The organism is Mucilaginibacter sp. GW821-FHT07G05, from assembly GCF_059418565.1.
On record NZ_JBWKQC010000006.1, the window covers coordinates 302,895 to 320,682 of the forward strand.

Here is a 17,788-nt window from a genome sequence, read left to right on the forward strand (position 1 = left end):
AAATAAAGCGAGTTTGGGATAAGCTGTATAGCCTCACCCAACCCTCTCCAATGGAGAGGGCTTAAGACAAGTTTTGATTGGGATACGGAAGCCCCCTCTTATTTATGTTTATTATCTCCTCTTTGCGGCAAAGCCAGAGAGGGCAGGTTCAGCGAAGCGTAGACCGGGTAAGTTAATTATACGATTGCCTAAAGACATCTTTTGCCGTAACCATAATAAAAAAGGCTGCTTCCCTTTCAGGAAACAGCCTTGATATTTAAATCATCAATTAAAATTTACAGTTCAACCTCGGCCAGTACCGGGAAATGATCTGAAGGATATTTACCGCGATAACTGTCGGTTAGCACACCCCATCTTTTTACATTCACTTTACCTGTGGTAAAAATATGGTCAATGATGCCATCTTTATCCAGGGCCTTACCAAATGAATTGAACGAAGCGCTGAACACATACGGATGAGCTGCCTGGCTATAAGTATCAACCAAATAATTTGAAGTAGCCAAACGCTGGTACCACGTGCTGTTATGATCGCCATTCAGGTCGCCGGTGAAGAAGGCCTTTTCTTTGCCTGCAATTTCTTTGATCTTTTTCAGGATCAGCTTGCCGCTTTCTTCGCGGGCAATTTCACCCTGGTGATCAAAGTGCGCGTTAAAGAAATAGAACTTCTTTTTGCTTTGCTTATCCAGCAGGTACACCCACGAGCAGATGCGGTTACAGCAGGTAGCATCCCAACCTAAACCCGGTTTATCCGGAGTTTCCGATAACCAGAAATCGCCTTTTTTAAGCAGTTCGAAACGCTCTTTTCTGAAAAAGATAGCTGAATGCTCACCACCGTCCTTACCGTCATCGCGGCCTAAGCCATAATGCTGATATTCGGGCAGCGCGTTGTTGATATCGTCCAGCTGGTTCTTCCAACCTTCCTGCGTACCAAAAACATCAAACTGGTGAAAACGGATGAGCGCTGCCGCTACCGGGGCACGGTTCACCCAAAGGTTGCCCGTATCGCCCTGGTTATCATAACGCAGGTTAAACGTACCCACTATAAGGTGTTGCGCCCAGCCTTGCAGGCAAACCAGCATAAACAATGCTGTAAACAAATGATGTTTTATTTTCATAGATGTAAGTATTATCGGTTATAATTATAACCCCCACCCCGGATTTTGGCCCAGTTTAGGGTTTTGTAACCTGTCGGTTTCAGGTATCGGGTAAAGATAAAACTTATCATCCCATTTGCGCTGTACGGTTGTTAACCAGGTAAGCTCATTAGCACTGCTCAATCTTTGCGGGTTTGCAGTACCACCTGTTAGCGTTTCGGCAACGCTTATGTATGTTACGCCGGCAACCTGGTTGGCAGGCAATGTAGTGTAAAAACATACATCAGCAACACCATCCTCATTTAAATCAAGCGGAACATCCAGTGCAGGTACGTAAAAGCCGTTCCAGGTTTGATCCATTAGCTCGCCGCGTTTCCATCTAACAATATCGTTAAACCTTAAGCCTTCAAAAGCCAGTTCAATGCCGCGCTCGCGTCTGATCTCTAATAAAGTAGGATCAGCTATGGCAGGGAAATAATTGGTTTTCAGATACTGATCGGCAACGGTTGGTTTGTTGCTGGTGTTGCCGGTTATGCCCGCTCTTCTGCGTAGGGCGCCAATGGTTTGGTTCCAGTCGCCATCGGTAAGGGTATTCAGTTCGGCCTTAGCTTCGGCATAGTTTAATAATACCTCAGCATAACGCATCACCGGAATAGAGTTGGTATTGCGGCTACCACCATCCATTGAGGCATCATCCTGTGTTAATTTTATAGGCTGATAACCGGTATAAGTGTAAGAAAATACCGGCGGGGCAATTTGCTGCGTACCACCGTTTAAACGGGTATAGTTACCCATACGGATGGTTTGCTGTAAACGCATATCCCGGCCTTTTACTTCCTGCGCGAATGGCATGGTTTTATAACCCGGCTTATCAGTAAACGGTGTACCATCAATATTAAGGTAGGTATTTACAAACGTGCGGATAAAACTCAGCCTATCGCCATAGGTAGCGCTTGTCCAGTACCAGTTAGAATCGTTAAAGATACCCAGCGCTGGGTCAACCACGGCTGCCAATATCACCTCAGATGCAACAGGTGCCTGGCTGGTGAACAGTTGCCTGTACGATTTGTCGGTACCACCTGTGGTATTCAATGAAAAGCCGCCATCGGTCATTACCTTTTGTGCAGATTCTACAGCCTGGGTAAGTAAGCCATCAGCTGACGACTGCAAACCATACTCGTCATGATACTTTCTGAACGTACCTTCAAACAGGCAAACACGCGATTTAAACGCGTAAGCGGTAAATTTGGTAATTAAGCTGCGTGTATTGTCGGTTGTGTTGATGTGCAGACCTGCATAATCCAAGTCGGCAATAATGGAGTCAACCACTAATGTTCTCTTGTCCCTGCCGTTGTATAAGGCCGGGTCGTCAACCTTCATCGTCCTGTTTATCCATGGCACATCGCCAAAACGTTTCAATTTATCAAAGTAAAACCACGCCCTGAAAAAGCGCGCCAAACCAATAAAGTGCTGGCGTTGCTCTAACGAAATATTAGGGTTATTGCAATTTTCAATAAAGTAGTTGATGTTGCGCAAACCGGTCCAGGTCCAGCCGCTGCTTTGGCGCGGGCCAAAAGCACCCGGCCTTAAAAAATCTGGTACTGAGGTACGGGCTGCATAATCGGCCATGGCATCGCCACGTACCATGCTGCCTGCATCGGGTAATATATCATAAAACGAGTTGGCATATAACTGCAAACCATTTACGCTGCCGAATACTGCCGAATTTGTAGCGGTATCCTGCGGTGTTTGGTCTAATTTTTTACAGCTAACTATAATAAAGCTCAACAGCAGCACTATTATTGATGGCCTTATAAATGTTGATTTTAGGGAAAACATATTTAAGCTATTTAAATTGTTTGTACTAATAATGATTAAAATGTGGCCGTTAAACCTAATGTTACGCTTTTAAGTATCGGGTAGTTGTTACCATTACCACTGGTACCGTCGGTAAGTATCCTGTCAGATCCGTTGATGCTTTCAGGGTCGATATCCTTAGTAACTTTGTACAGCGGCGACCATGTTAACAGATTCTCGCCTGATAAGAATACACGCAGGTTGGTTAACTTAACACGTTGAATAAGGCTCAATGGCAGGTTGTAACCAATTTGCACGTTTTTCATGCGCAGGTAAGCGGCATTTTGCAAATACTTGGTTTGCGCCTGGGTTAACTCGCCCGATCCGTTTTGCGCTACGTACCCACGGTAACGCGGGAAATAAGCATCAGGGTTACTTTCAGACCATATATTACCTAATTGTGATACCGGTACTTTGTTGTAAGGCCTGTTATACTGTCCCCAGAAAACACTGGCTTCCGAACCCGGATACCAATCGCGTTTAGCTACACCCTGGAAGAAGGCTGAGAAGAAGAAGTTGTTCCAATCGCCATCCACGCCAATACCATAAGTATATCTTGGTGTTGTGTTACCGATAATTCTTCTGTCACCCGGTTTATCAACGGTTTGATCGCCAAAGTCAATAACACCATCGCCATTCAAATCTCTGAACTTGATATCGCCCGGTAAAAGCTGACCGGTGGTTGATGCCTTAATAAGCGTTTGCTTAGGCGAGTTAGCGATATCCGCCGCCGAAGTAAAGTATCCGGCGGTTTCAAAACCCCATATTTCTCCTAATTTCTGGCCCGCGTAATAATCGCTTAACCTCTTATCAGGGTTGTTGTATTTGGTGATCTCGGCAGTGTAATCGGCCAGGGTTAACCTTACACCATAGTTAAATGGTTTATCGGCCATTTTAAATTTATCCCTCCAGGCTACGGTAACTTCCCAGCCTTTGGTTTTCAGGTCGGCGTAGTTACCTTTCGGCACATCGGTACCAAATACGGCAGGCACGGTCATACCCACGGTATACATGTCTTTGGTATTACGGATGTACGCGTCGCCGGTGATTGTTAAACGGTTGGCCAGCATACCCAGATCCAAACCTAAGTTTTGGGTAGTTGAGGTTTCCCAGGTTAAGCCATCAGGCAATACACCCGGCTGACTCGTTTTTTGAGGTAACACCCCGTTTAATATACGGCCCGATTTAGAGATATTGAATTTCTCCTGGAACGCGTACGATCCAATGCTACCATTACCTAACGATCCGTAAGATCCCCTGATCTTTAAGTTGGTAATAAGGTCTTTTGAAACTTTCCAGAAAGGCTCGTTAGAAATTTTCCAACCGGCAGAAATTGACGGGAAGAAAGCATAACGCTGATCGGCAGGGAATTTTGATGAACCATCATAACGACCGTTGGCCTCAACAAGATAACGATCTTTGTAAGCGTAGTTTAAACGGTAGAAACCACCCATAATATCCCACCGCTCCCAACCACCGCTGGTGCTGATTGATTGGCCAAGGGCAAGGTTAATATCGGTAGCATCTTCAAATATCAAACCGTTACGTACAACTTCCAGCCTTTTAAATGTTGATTGCTCAAAGTTGAAACCACCTAAAGCCTTAAAGTAATGGCCGCCTTTCAGCTTAGGCTCGTACTCGCCGTAAATATTGGTAGCCACGTATTGTGTACGCTGACTTAGGTTTTGCAAATCATTGTAGTTAGTACCTACGTATTCAATAACTCCCGGTTTGCGGCTGTATGGTACAGGTACACGTTTCCTGTCCTGGTTGTTATCAGTATTCTGGAAAGTGAAATCACCTTTTACCCTGAACGTGTTATCAAAAAAGTCGGCCGCGAAACCTGTAGTGTTTCTGAACACGCGGTTATCAAAGTTGATACCGTTTTTACCGTAAAAATAATCGCCCACCGAGTATGCTGCCGAATAGGTAAGTGTACCATCGGGGTTAAACATAGGCACCATAGAGTGGCCTTCATCGGCAATGTTACGCCATACACTGCCACCCTCGCCCACGTTTAGCGGGTTGTGGTATTTCATATTTGAATAATCGGCGTTGTTATATAACTTCAACCATGGGTATACTTGTATAGAAGCTTTCGCCCTTAAGTTGTAAATGTTATAATCGTCGGAGTTGTAACGGAACAAGCCATCCTGTGAGAAATAACGACCGGTGATCAGAAAGTCGGTTTTACCGCTATTGCCCGATACCGAAAGGTTGTGCTCACGTGCACTATTGTGATCTTTGTACAGCAGCTTATACCAATCGGTATTGCCGTAATACTCATACTCACCTGCCGAATTCACGATAGTTGACGGCAACGACGGATCGTTAGCGTGTTTCTCCAGTTCGGCTAAGTAAGCCGGTGAAAACTTAACTGTTTTGTTAATGTTTTGCGGGGTTTGTGAGTAATCGTTCCATGCGCTCCAGCCTTCGTTAAACATTTTGGCGAAGGTATAACCATCGCTAACAAAATCGGGCACGGTGGTGGGGCTTTTTATTGACTGATTGAACGAGTAGCTAACGCTGGTTTTTTCTTTAGATGGATTTTTGGTAGTGATCAATATCACCCCGAAAGCACCGCGCGCACCATAAATAGCGGCCGAAGATGCATCTTTAAGTACCGATACGCTGGCCACATCATTAGGGTTGATACGGCTTGGGTCGCCTTCAACACCATCAACTAATACCAGCGCGTTACCGCCTTGGCCTATTGAAGTGATCCCCCTGATGTTGTACGTTGGCGACTGCACCGGTTTACCATCCAAAGGTACCAGGTTTAAGTTAGGCAGCACACCTTGTAACCCTTGCGAAAGGTTAGGCAGCGAACGGTTTTCCAATACTCTTGAAGTAACCTGGTCAACCGCGCCGGTAAGGTTTTCTTTTTTTTGCGTACCGTAACCTACTACCAATACCTCGTTCAGGCTACCCGATTGGGCAACCATAGTAATAGTATTTAGCTGCGTGGTTTCGCCCGCTTTAATTTTAACACCCGGGATGCGTTTTGCCTCGTATGATATAAAGCTTACCACTACGGTATAGTTGCCTTCATCGGCAGTGATAACAAACGCGCCGTTAATATCGGCTTGTGTGCCCCTGCCCGATTCAAGTAAGGTTACGGTAGCGCCCGCAAGCGGTTCGCCTTTTTCATCCAAAACCTTACCAACTATTTTACCCGGTTCGGCTTTTTTGTATAGGGTAACAGTACCTTTTACCTCTTCTTTAAACCCTATTCGGGTATCAGCGAAAAGCCTGTTCAATATAGTAGCTAAACGCTCGTTACTGAACGAGCTGTTCTTGATCTGCACATCCGTAAGGCCAATCAGCAACGGATCGTAAGCGAAATCAATGTTACCGGCCTGCTGGATCTTTTGGATAGAACCTAACAGGGTTTCGTTTTTGAGGGAAACGCTAACGCGCTTATCAAAGATCTGTCCGGTGGTGGGGGCGGCAATAAGTACACCTGCGCCCGCAATAATTATGGTGTAAATAATAAACGTGATACGCATAGCTTTACTTAAGCGACGTAAGTTTTTTTTCATACTTTTGAGTTCTTAGTGAATTTTTAACAGAGAAACTAAGGGCATAAGCTAATAGGGCTCAATCTATTGGCTTTGCAACTACGGCCGGCCTGCTACAGACCGGCTTTTTTTATTTTAATAAATAATTACTTCATTATTCTTCCTCCTGAAAGTGTTTTGATGCACCGAGCATATTATTTTCATTGCCTGGTCAACAGTGTGCGATGAACTGATGGTTACGTTATATTTATAGGATGTTGTCAGTTTGTTTTTGCTGGTTAACTGTACGCCGTAAAGGCTTTTAAATGCCAGCGCCAGCTCTTTAAATGAGGCCTGGTTAAGTATGGTTTGCCCATCTGTCCAGGCCTTGCTTTTACCGCCATCGCCTGTAACCATAATACTGGTATGGTCTTTAATAGAATAGATGATCTTTTGGTTGGGCAGCAAAACGGCCAGTTGCCTCTGCTTATCGTTTACCTGTACCCTGCCCGTGCGCACGGTTACGGTAGCGTTGTTGAGTTTATTATAGGCCTTAACATTAAATGATGTACCCAGCACGCGGGTAGTAATATTGCGGGTGATCACCAAAAACGGGCGCGCGGGATTCTTTTTTACTTCAAAAAACGCTTCGCCTTCGTCAAGATAAATATTGCGGAAAGTTTTGTTCTCAAAATCTTCGCTCACGCGGATGCTGCTCATCGCATTCAGCCACACGGTAGAACCATCGGGCAATTGCAGTTTGCGTACCTGCCCGGTACCTGTTTTAATAATGGTATAGGCTTCCTTATTGCTGTGCTCGGCAGCTTTTTTACGAAAAAGCAGGCCAACCGAAATAAGCAATATAGTTATCGCGGCAGCGGCATAACGGGTAATATTAAGCCAACGTATTTTTGCAGGCGGCGTATCTATCTGCCCTTTCACATGGCGGTAAATCTCTTTCTTCAGCCTGGCTTCTTTTTCGGCAGATAGCGCGTTTTTGTCGCCCTCGTAGCTTTGGTACCACTCGTCAACCAGTTGCCGTTCCTTATCGGTTACGTTATTTTTAAGGTAGCGGTCAATTAATTTTTTTAGTTGCGGTGGCTTCATGCAGTTCTGTGCTTTTTACATATACATGTTGCACAGAAACCGCTTTACTACTTCTATTTTACATCAACTTTGCGTTAACTTTTCGTAAACAGGATAACGAACAGCGCGAAGCAATGCATATAACGGTCGGGGTATTCTACCTTTAAGCGGCGCTTTAAACGCTTTAGGGCTTCGGTGATATTGTTTGATACGGTTTGCTCGGCAAGATTAAGGCTTTCGGCTATTTCCTTCACCGAATAACTATCGCTCCGCAATAAAAAGGATTGTTTCATATTGGCAGGCATCACCTCTACTTCCTCGCTCACTATCTTTTCGAGATCGAAGTAGGTAGATAAGCCTTCCGGAGAGTAAGTGAGTTCGCTCATGCGCTCCAAAGCGTTCTCAATGGCGCTCTGTTTAATGCTTTCCGACCGGAAGTGATGCAACACCTTCAGCTTAACCGCGCCGAACAGGAACTGTCTTAAACTGGTGTTTATTTGCAGCTCATTACGCTTTTGCCAAAGGTTTATCAGCAGGTTCTGTACTATGTCTTTAGCGGTATCCTCATCATCAACCCTTGTTTGGGCTGCTATAAAGAGCGACTTCCAATAACGATCATACAGTACATCAAAAGCATTTGTATTATCTTGCTTAAGCCTTTCCAACAATTCATCATCAGTAAGCGAAGTATCACATTTGCGCATGCCGCAAATGTAAACCGTCAAAGTAAAGTGAATGTTAAGTAAAGGAGTATTAAGTTTATAAATTAGTTAGGAAGTATTAGAGGTAAAAAACTTACTTCTGAAAATAGGGCTACAGAATCTTTCGCTAAATTAATCGGCTTTATTATGCTGAATGAAACGAGTTTGTATATTTATCGCACAAATAACCTTGTACATGAAAGCATTTAAATACCTGAACCTTTTAATACTGGCTGCCGCGATACAAAGCTGCGGTAATGCTATTAAGAATAATGATACGGTCGAAAAAGATACTGCGGCAACAACCATCCAACCGCCTGTTGCAAAAACCCCGATGGCAAATACAAACAAAACAGTTAACGATAAGAGCGATCTGATCGGTTATTGGGTGGGTGATTTTGTACCCGGTGATAACGTTGTAAAGCAAAAAAATGAATATTTACCACCAAATAAGATCAATATTTCTATTGATGAAATAAATGGCGACTCGGTTAAAGGGCATAGTGTAGTGGCCGGTAATTATCGTCCGTTTACAGGGGTGCTTGATACCCCCAACGGAATGTTTACTATTACGGCAAAGGAACCCGGCGATAATAAATACGATGGCACTTTTCAATTTGGTATTAACAAGGGCGATACTACCATAACAGGTAACTGGGAAGCCTTTGGTAAAATAAAAGTACCAAGCCGAAAATACGCGTTGCAGAAAAAGGCATTTGTATATGATCCAAATATAAAGCTGAGCGAATATGCCCGTTATATGGATCAAACCAAAAGCAAAAAAGTAAAGGTAGAGGCTTCTGAAGAAGAGGGCGGCACTTATTATGATGAAAGCTATTTCAGCACCACTAACGAGGTTAGCAAATACAATTCATCTGTTGATACTTTAACCAAAGAGCAGGTAGCCAACATGAAAAAGGCCGACATATTTATATTGCGCAACGCTATATATGCCCGCCATGGTTACACATTTAAAAATCCGCAACTAAGAGAATTTTTTGATGAAATGGATTGGTACATACCCGTTAGCGCCGATGTGAAAAACGAGCTTACCAAAGTTGAAAAAGCCAACCTTGCATTGTTAATGCGTTACGAAAAAAACGCTAAAGAATACTACGACGTTTTTGGCAGATAAGTAATCACATGCCCGAGGTGTACAGCAACAATAAGCTCCTTAAAAATACAGGCAAACTTGTGTGGTATGCCGCGCTTTTGTTTTTTAGTTACCTCATGTTGCTCATTACCCTGCAATATGTACCGGCCACAACCAATGCAGCGTTTTTAAATATCAAGCATGATGTTACCAGGTTTTGGCATTACCGTGCAGCTTTCTTTACGCATGTATACAGCAGCATATTTGTGTTAGTTGCCGGTATATTCCAATTTTCAGGCACTATAAGGTGGCGTTTGCCTGCATTGCACAAATGGAGCGGGCGCGTATATGTACTTGGCATCCTCGCCCTTGCCGGGCCAAGCGGGCATATAATGGGTTATTACGGCAATGGCGGCGCAATCGCGCAGGTTGCATTTTGCCTGTTAGCTATTTTGTGGATATTTTTTACTTACAAAGGCTTCAGCACAATTATTACAGGTAACCTTACGGCCCATAAAAAATGGATGTACCGTAGTTACGCGCTAACCCTATCGGCAATAAGTTTGCGTTTATGGAAATGGGGACTGGTACTTTTATTTCAACCCAGGCCGATGGATGTGTACCGCGTAATAGCTTGGCTTGGCTGGACAGGCAACCTGCTCATAGCCGAACTTATTATTTATTTTATATTACTTCCAAAACAAGCTTCATCTTAAACGATCTTCTTCGACATACAGGTTTAAGTTTTTAACCGCTGAGGAAACAGAGGTTTTCGCAGAGAGCGGGGAGTTTTTTACCACAAAGTACACCGAGATTTCTCGGAGAAACACAAAGAACTTTATCGCCCCGCTATTCATCTATAATTCACGACTTGTGGTATAGCCTCTTCCAAAAACCATCTCCACAGCCCAATTTTCTATTTTATTCGCTAAAAACGCATCCACTTAGTGTAAAAATGACACTTTATTAAGTGTTTTACTTGCCTTAATGCTTAAATTTGCAGCATAAACAGCGGAAATTGCCGCATAATTTTATTCCGGTTTGAAAAAGAGTTTATTTCCGCTTTTGCTTGGGGGCTTAGGTATAGGCACTACCGAGTTTGTAATGATGGGTCTGCTGCCCGATATAGCGAAAGACTTTAATATCAGCATTCCTGTTGCAGGTCACTTAATATCGGCCTACGCGCTGGGTGTGGTAATTGGCGCGCCTTTGCTGGTAGTAATGAGCAGCAGCTTTGCACCCAAAAAGATCTTGTTGGCGTTAATGATGATCTTCACTGTTTTCAACGCATTTTCGGCATTCGCGCCTAATAATACAACGCTTTTTTTAGCCCGCCTGTTCGCGGGTTTGCCGCATGGCGCTTTCTTTGGCGTGGGTTCGGTAGTAGCCAGTCGCCTGGCCGACAAGGGCAAACAGGCGCAGGCGATATCCATGATGTTTGCCGGGCTTACCATCGCCAACCTGCTTACCGTGCCGCTGGGTACCTATATTGGTCACCATTATTCGTGGAGGTTTACCTTTGGTATAGTGGCTTTCATCGGGGTAATCACGTTAATCTTCCTGAAAATATGGCTACCTGCATTACCGGTGAGCCGCAGTGGTAATATCAAATCAGAAATGAGCTTGTTTAAACGTGTTGATGCCTGGTTGATCATTTTGATCACGGCTATCGGCACCGGCGGCTTGTTCGCCTGGATCAGCTATATAGCCCCTTTGATGACCGAAGTTTCGCATTTCGCTGCTAATAGTGTTTCGTATATACTGGTGCTGGCGGGTTTCGGTATGGTGGTCGGTAATGTAATTGGTGGTAAACTGGCCGACAAAGTTGAACCGGTTAAAGCCTGCGCGGTATTGTTAATAGCAATGGCCATTACGCTGGTTGCCATTTACTTCTTATCGGGCAGCCAGGTAATATCACTGGCACTTACTTTTATTGCCGGGGCTTTATCAATTGCGCTTGCCTCCCCTATTCAAATATTAATGATCAATACCGCCAAGGGTGCCGAAATGCTGGGCGCGGCGGTTACACAGGCTGCATTCAACATTGGCAACGCGCTGGGCGCTTTCTTTGGCGGCTTGCCAATTGCCGCGGGTTTGGGTTATAATTCGCCATCGGTAGTGGGTGCAATAATGGCTGTTATCGGTGTGCTGTTTGCCCTGTTATTCATAAAAATTCAAAACACAAGCGAAGAAAAGATCATCCGCGAGAGCGAACTTATTGCTTAAGCATCCGTAATTTTTATATTTTAAATAGCGTTATTAAACTTAACTTTAATTAACGCTATTTTTGTATACCAATTTATCCGCAACGTTTCTGAGTATACCTATGATAAAAACATTCCGCCTGTTTTTTCTTCTGCTATTATCCGCTATTGATGTACTAACTATAAACGCCGCCAATATCAAAAGCATTGGGGTGCCTTACGTGCATAATTACACCAAAAGCATCTACCAGTCGGGCAACCAAAACTGGGCCGAAACCAAGGATGCCAACGGTATGATGTACTTTGGCAACTCGGAAGGCTTGCTCTCCTTCGACGGGCGAAACTGGCAGTTGTACCGCCTACCCAACAACCTCATCGTTCGCGCGGTAGCGGCAGATGGCCACGGTAAGATCTATACCGGTGCCTTCGGCGAAATTGGGTACTGGGCCAACGATAGTAACGGGCAGTTCAAATATACATCCCTTGTAAAACTCATCCCCAAAAAGTACCAGCTTAACGAAGAAGTGTGGAAGATCTATGTAGATAAAGACAGGATCATCTTTCAATCTTTCGGGGTGATCTACATTTACAGCAAGGGTAAAATAAGCGCCATAAAAACCAATCAGCCCTACCTGTTCCTGTTTAAAGCGGGTAACCGTTACCTTATTGAAAGGGTAGGCACCGGCTTGTTCGAGCTACAAGGCGATAGCCTGAGCTACATTAAAGGAAGCAACATTTTAGGTACAGGTGTATTATCTATACTCCCTTTCGATAAAACCCGATACCTGATAGCGACCGCCAAAAACGGCTTCTACTTGTACGATGGCATCAGTATAACGCCATGGAAAACACAGGCCGATGATTTTATAAAACGCTACCAGATCAATAACGGCGTAGTGATACCCGGCAACTACTTCGCGTTCGGCACTATCCTCAACGGTATTATAATTATCGACGCGGCGGGCAACGTGGTGCAGCATATCAATAAATCGAGCGGGTTACAGAATAATACCGTTTTGAGTCTTTATTTAGATAACGAGCAGAACCTTTGGGCGGGGCTTGATAACGGGATCGACTGTATTGAGGTGATCTCCCCCCTATACTTTTACTTCGATAAAACCGGCAAATTCGGTACTGTGTATTCCAGCATCATTAACAATAATAAAATATACCTGGGTACCAACCAGGGTTTGTTTTACAGTGACTGGCTGCCGGGCAATAAAAACCAGTTGTTTCAGTCGTTTGATTTTAAGCTGATCCCGGGCACGCAGGGCCAGGTTTGGGATCTTTCACTTATTGACGGTAAACTCCTCTGCGGGCATAACGACGGCACTTTTCAGGTAGATGGCGATGCCATCACCAAAATATCATCTGAAAACGGCGGCTGGAACATTAAAAAGATAAGCGACACCCAACTTATACAAGGCACTTATAACGGTATTGTTATTTATCGTAAAGATGCTGCCGGCAATTGGGTATATGATTATAAGATAAAAGACTTCAACCTGCCATCAAAATACCTGGAACGCGACAGCAAGGGTCAGATATGGGTGAGCCATGCTTATAAAGGTATTTACAAAATAACCCTTAGTGCCGATGGGCGCAGCGCGTCATCAATTAAATATTACGACCAGCGGCAGGGCCTGCCCGGAAGTTATAACATCAACGTGTTTGATTTCGATAACCGCATACTGTTCTCCAGCAACTCGGGCTTTTATGTTTATGATGATATAACCGACCGTTTTTTTAAATACGATCAGTTTAATAAAATACTGGGTGCTTACGCCGCATCAAACAAGATCATCCCGGCGGCGGGCAAAAAGTACTGGTTTATTAACCACGGCCGCGTGGCACTGGCCGATTTTTCGGTAACCGGCAAGGTAAAGATAGACTCGAACAGCTTTAGCGTGCTCAATGGCCGCATGGTGCAGTATTACGAAAACATCAGCCGTATCAGCAGTTCCATTTATTTAATAAGTGTTGATGATGGTTTTGTAATTTATGATGATAACAACGCGCTTACCAAAGCCATCTACCTACCCAAAGTACTGATACGCCGGGTTGAAAAAGTGGCCGACAGGGTGAGCACCATCCGCAACCGCGATAATATTGAAATTCCGTACCGGCAAAATAATATCCGCATCACCTATTCGCTGCCTTATTACCGGCAATCGAAAATCAAGTTCCAGTATTTTCTTAAAGGATATTCCAAGCAATGGTCGGACTGGAGCATACAGGCGCAAAAGGAATTTACCAATCTCGATCAGGGTGAGTACGAATTCCAGGTCCGCGCACAGGTGAACGACCAGGTATCGGAAATAACCACTTTAACTTTTACCGTTTTGCCGCCATGGTATGCTACTAAAATAGCGTTCCTGTTTTATGTGTTGCTCATTATAGCTTCTTATTACGGCGTTAAGCGTTACTATAAGTACAAACTGCATAAACACAAGGTGCATTTACAGCAAAAGCTACAGCACGAAAAAGAAGAGTTTTTAAAACAGGAAGCCACCGCCCATGAGCAGCGCCTGGTGAAAATCCGTAACGAGCAGTTGCAGGCCGATTTGGCAGGCAAAAGCCGTGAGCTGGCTAACTCGGCCATGAACATTGTTTACAAGAACGAGCTGCTGCAAAAGATCCACGATGAAATTGCCGAACTGAAAGACTCGAACGGCAAAAAATTATCGGCAGACCAGCTGCGCAAAATTCAGAAGGTAATTGACGACGGTATGAACGACGAACGCGACTGGATACTGTTTGAAAACAGCTTTAATGAAACGCACGAAAACTTTTTCAAGAAGCTGAAAGCCCAGCATCCCGACCTTGTACCAAACGACCTTAAACTGTGCGCCTACCTGCGCATGAACATGAATAGTAAAGAAATGGCATCGTTATTGAACATCTCTTTAAGGGGTATAGAAATACGGCGCTACAGGCTGCGTAAAAAGCTCAATTTAGAGCACGATAAGAACCTCGTGGAGTTTCTCATGGAGCTGTAACACTACATCATTACCTCTCATAACGGTAAAAATGTATGTTTAACAGCTTATTAATTTGAGTGTGTATTGAGTACGCCTTTGTAAAATTCAATATATTAACTATCAAATAGTTACAAAACAACCTGTTGCTTATTGTGAAACTATTTTAACTGTGATGTAGTAATGTAGAGTGGCTATTATTGTAACATCTCAATTCTCTTCTCAATTTTGGTAACACAAAACACAATTGTTAAAACCAATTTTTAATTAACCATTTTATGAAGAGAATAATTACAATCTCACTGTGTGGGTTATTGTGTCTGCTTTTCATCAACAGGGCATCTGCACAAAACATTACCGTAAAGGGAACAGTAACAGATTCCAAAACAGGCGAAACCCTGGTTGGTGTAAGCATCGCAGTTAAATCAACTCAAACCGGCACCCAAACCGGTCCCGACGGAAACTTTACACTTTCTGCCGCGCCCACAGCCGAATTATCGATCAGCTACATCGGTTACGCTACACAAACCATAGCAGTAGCCGGCAAAACAAACATCGATGTTAAATTAGTAGCCCAAACCAACGAACTGCAACAAGTAGTGGTAGTAGGTTACGGTACACAGCGCAAGCTTGATGTAACAGGTTCGGTAGCATCAGTAAAAGGCGAAGAAATTTCAAAGCAAGCGTCAACAAACGCTATCAGTTCACTACAAGGTAAGGTAGCGGGTGTGCAAATCACCAACTCGGGTTCGCCGGGCGCGTCGCCTACCATACGTATCCGCGGGCTTGGTACCGTTTATGGTAACGCCAACCCATTATATGTAGTTGATGGTGTATGGTTTGATGATATCAGCTTTTTAAACCCTAACGATGTTGAGAACATGAGCATACTTAAAGATGCTTCAAGTGAATCAATTTACGGTGTTAGGGCAGCTAATGGTGTGGTTTTGATCACTACGAAAAAAGGGAAAGGTGCTACCAGCATCAATTACAGCGCTTATGCAGGCTGGCAAAAGGTTACCCATCAGCCTAAATTGGCTAATGGTACTGAGTACGCTACTTTAATTAACGAGCTTAACGGTGGCACACCAACCTTTGCCGATCCGGCCAAGTTTGGTAGCGGTACCGATTGGTTGAGCGTTGTATTACGTGATGCCTTCACCATGAAACATGACGTTACCATTTCGGGCAGTACTGAAAAACAATCGTACAGCTTTTCAGCAGGCTATTTAAAGCAGCAAGGTGTAGTAACAGGCAACGATTACGATAGGGTAACCGTGCACATGCAACAGGATATTCAGGCTACCAAATTTTTAAAATTAGGTTACAATGCCGTTTTACAAGGCAGCGGCTCGCACGATTCGCCTGACGTAATTTACAAAGCATTTACCGCGGCACCCATTGTACCTGTGTTTTATGACGATGGTTCTTACGGCGATCCGGGCGATTTCCCTATTGGTAATGCTACCAACAACCCGAAGGCGCAACTTGATTACTTTAACCAAAAATCAAAGAACTACCGTGTTACAGGTAACGTATTCGCCGATATTAAATTCACCAATTATTTAACTTTCCATACCAGTTTTGGTGGTGAGTTTGGCCAGGCCGAAGTACTGGGTTATAACCCGGCTTACAAAGCTACATCAAGCCAGTTCAATGAGATCAGCGATTTGAATGTTTCAAGATCTGAAGTGAGAAACTGGATCTGGGAAAACACATTAACGTTCGACCGTACTTTTGGCGATCACCATTTAACAGTATTGGCAGGCCAGTCGGCACAACGTTATAAATCATATAACATAGCTGCAGGCGCGCAAAACGTACCTTATACCAGCGATGCAGACCTTTACTTAACATTAGGCAACGCTACACCAAGAACAATAAGCGATGGCGGCGATATAAGCACCTATCAATCATACTTCGGCCGTGTTAACTACTCGTTTAAAGACCGGTATTTGTTAAACGCATCGTTACGTGGTGATGGTTCATCAAAATTCACAGGCAGTCAGCGCTGGGGTTACTTCCCGTCAGTAGGTGCAGGCTGGGTAATCAGCAATGAGCCTTTCATGAAAGATCAGCACATATTTGATAACTTGAAACTTAGAGGTAGTTGGGGTAAAATAGGTAACGCATCTGTGCCTGCCAATTTATCAGTACTAACGGTGAATAATACCGCCGCCTTTACCGCAATATATAACAATGTACCAGCTACAGGCGCAAATATTACTACCATTGTTCCACCAATTACTTATTGGGAACGTGGTGTAGGTACCGATATTGGTTTAGAAGCCGCTTTTCTGCGCAACAGGTTAACCTTCGAGTTCGATTTTTATAATAAGAAAACTGAGCAGGCTATCTTTGCTATCCCTATCTTAGGTTCATTAGGCACGTCGGGCAGTACCATTATTGGCAACCAGGCTACCTTCCAAAATCAGGGTTTTGAGTTTTCTGCCGGATGGCGCGGCACTATCAGCAAAGATTTCACTTATAACATTAACGGAAACTTTAGCATTAATACCAATAAGGTATTATCAACCATTACCGGTGCCAACCCAATTTACGCGGGCGGCGCGGCAGCTACAGGTGGTCAGTTAAGTACACGTACCGTATTGGGTCAGCCTATCGGCCAGTTCTATGGCTTAGTGGTTGACGGTGTTTTCCAAAACGATGCCGAAGTATTATCATCGGCACAAAAAGCTGATGCAAAACCGGGCGATTTCAGGTTTAAAGACCTGAACGGCGATGGCGTAATTGACGCTAAAGACCGTACCATAATTGGTAACCCTAATCCTAAATATTTGTATGGTTTAAATACATCATTCAACTACAAAGCGTTCGATTTGGCTATTGACCTGCAAGGTATAGCCGGTGTTGATATATACAATGCCAACAAGGGCCTACGTTTCGGTTCAGAAAACTTTACTAAAGATTTTTATGACAACCGCTGGCATGGCGAAGGTACTTCAACTACCTACCCCTCGGCAAATATTGGTGGTGGCAACAACTACAAGCCAAATAACTTCTTTGTTGAAAGCGGTGCTTACTTACGTATCCGCAACTTACAGTTAGGTTATACAGTGCCGTCAATCATGTCAAACAAATGGTTCATTAAAAAGCTGAGGGTATACGCCAACGCGCAAAACGCCTTTAACTTCTTCTCATACAAAGGCTTTAACCCTGAAATTGGCGGTGCACCAACAAACGCGGGTATTGATAATGGCGCATATCCATTATACGCTACTTTCAACTTTGGTGTAAACGTTACATTATAACTA

At 44.0% G+C, this 17,788-nt stretch carries 10 protein-coding genes; 5 read left to right on the forward strand and 5 right to left on the reverse strand.

What is annotated here, in order from left to right; all coding sequences use genetic code 11:
* Window positions 1-275: 275 nt before the first annotated feature.
* From AC07NA_RS17080 to AC07NA_RS17100, 5 genes are all read right to left on the reverse strand, one after another.
* On the reverse strand, window positions 276-1,115 hold the full coding sequence (locus AC07NA_RS17080) for an endonuclease/exonuclease/phosphatase family protein (RefSeq protein WP_494898812.1): 840 nt from the start codon (window positions 1,113-1,115) through the stop codon (window positions 276-278).
* 24 nt (window positions 1,116-1,139) lie between these two features.
* Window positions 1,140-2,933, reverse strand: coding sequence for a RagB/SusD family nutrient uptake outer membrane protein (locus AC07NA_RS17085; RefSeq protein ID WP_494898813.1), 1,794 nt, complete (start codon window positions 2,931-2,933; stop codon window positions 1,140-1,142).
* A 35-nt stretch (window positions 2,934-2,968) separates the two neighbouring features.
* Window positions 2,969-6,493, reverse strand: a complete 3,525-nt coding sequence (locus AC07NA_RS17090; protein ID WP_494898814.1) for a SusC/RagA family TonB-linked outer membrane protein — start codon at window positions 6,491-6,493, stop codon at window positions 2,969-2,971.
* Window positions 6,494-6,607: 114 nt separating this feature from the next.
* Window positions 6,608-7,558 carry a FecR family protein gene (locus tag AC07NA_RS17095; protein ID WP_494898815.1) on the reverse strand — a complete coding sequence of 317 codons (951 nt, stop codon included), beginning with the start codon at window positions 7,556-7,558 and terminating at the stop codon, window positions 6,608-6,610.
* A 74-nt stretch (window positions 7,559-7,632) separates the two neighbouring features.
* Window positions 7,633-8,241 carry an RNA polymerase sigma factor gene (locus tag AC07NA_RS17100; protein WP_494898816.1) on the reverse strand — a complete coding sequence of 203 codons (609 nt, stop codon included), beginning with the start codon at window positions 8,239-8,241 and terminating at the stop codon, window positions 7,633-7,635.
* Between the two features lie 193 nt (window positions 8,242-8,434).
* On the opposite strand from AC07NA_RS17100, the gene AC07NA_RS17105 reads away from it, so the two are divergent.
* From AC07NA_RS17105 to AC07NA_RS17125, 5 genes are all read left to right on the forward strand, one after another.
* Window positions 8,435-9,373 (forward strand): YARHG domain-containing protein, encoded by a 939-nt coding sequence (locus AC07NA_RS17105; RefSeq protein WP_494898817.1) that lies wholly within the window; start codon window positions 8,435-8,437, stop codon window positions 9,371-9,373.
* A gap of 8 nt (window positions 9,374-9,381) precedes the next feature.
* Entirely contained in the window at window positions 9,382-10,047 is a 666-nt protein-coding gene (locus tag AC07NA_RS17110; RefSeq protein WP_494898818.1) for a DUF2306 domain-containing protein, read from the forward strand.
* 325 nt (window positions 10,048-10,372) lie between these two features.
* Complete coding sequence (locus AC07NA_RS17115; protein WP_494898819.1) at window positions 10,373-11,557, forward strand: MFS transporter; 1,185 nt, start codon at window positions 10,373-10,375, stop codon at window positions 11,555-11,557.
* Window positions 11,558-11,657: 100 nt separating this feature from the next.
* On the forward strand, window positions 11,658-14,534 hold the full coding sequence (locus tag AC07NA_RS17120) for a ligand-binding sensor domain-containing protein (RefSeq protein ID WP_494898820.1): 2,877 nt from the start codon (window positions 11,658-11,660) through the stop codon (window positions 14,532-14,534).
* Window positions 14,535-14,791: 257 nt separating this feature from the next.
* Window positions 14,792-17,785, forward strand: coding sequence for a SusC/RagA family TonB-linked outer membrane protein (locus tag AC07NA_RS17125; RefSeq protein ID WP_494898821.1), 2,994 nt, complete (start codon window positions 14,792-14,794; stop codon window positions 17,783-17,785).
* Window positions 17,786-17,788 lie beyond the last annotated feature (3 nt).

Excerpts from the sequence above, each read along its gene's own strand:
- AC07NA_RS17100 (WP_494898816.1), bottom strand. The coding sequence starts at position 8,241 with ATGCGCAAATGTGATACTTCGCTTACTGATGATGAATTGTTGGAAAGG.
- AC07NA_RS17080 (WP_494898812.1), bottom strand. The coding sequence starts at position 1,115 with ATGAAAATAAAACATCATTTGTTTACAGCATTGTTTATGCTGGTTTGC.
- AC07NA_RS17110 (WP_494898818.1), top strand. The coding sequence starts at position 9,382 with ATGCCCGAGGTGTACAGCAACAATAAGCTCCTTAAAAATACAGGCAAA.
- AC07NA_RS17095 (WP_494898815.1), bottom strand. The coding sequence starts at position 7,558 with ATGAAGCCACCGCAACTAAAAAAATTAATTGACCGCTACCTTAAAAAT.
- AC07NA_RS17125 (WP_494898821.1), top strand. The coding sequence starts at position 14,792 with ATGAAGAGAATAATTACAATCTCACTGTGTGGGTTATTGTGTCTGCTT.
- AC07NA_RS17120 (WP_494898820.1), top strand. The coding sequence starts at position 11,658 with ATGATAAAAACATTCCGCCTGTTTTTTCTTCTGCTATTATCCGCTATT.
- AC07NA_RS17085 (WP_494898813.1), bottom strand. The coding sequence starts at position 2,933 with ATGTTTTCCCTAAAATCAACATTTATAAGGCCATCAATAATAGTGCTG.
- AC07NA_RS17090 (WP_494898814.1), bottom strand. The coding sequence starts at position 6,493 with ATGAAAAAAAACTTACGTCGCTTAAGTAAAGCTATGCGTATCACGTTT.
- AC07NA_RS17105 (WP_494898817.1), top strand. The coding sequence starts at position 8,435 with ATGAAAGCATTTAAATACCTGAACCTTTTAATACTGGCTGCCGCGATA.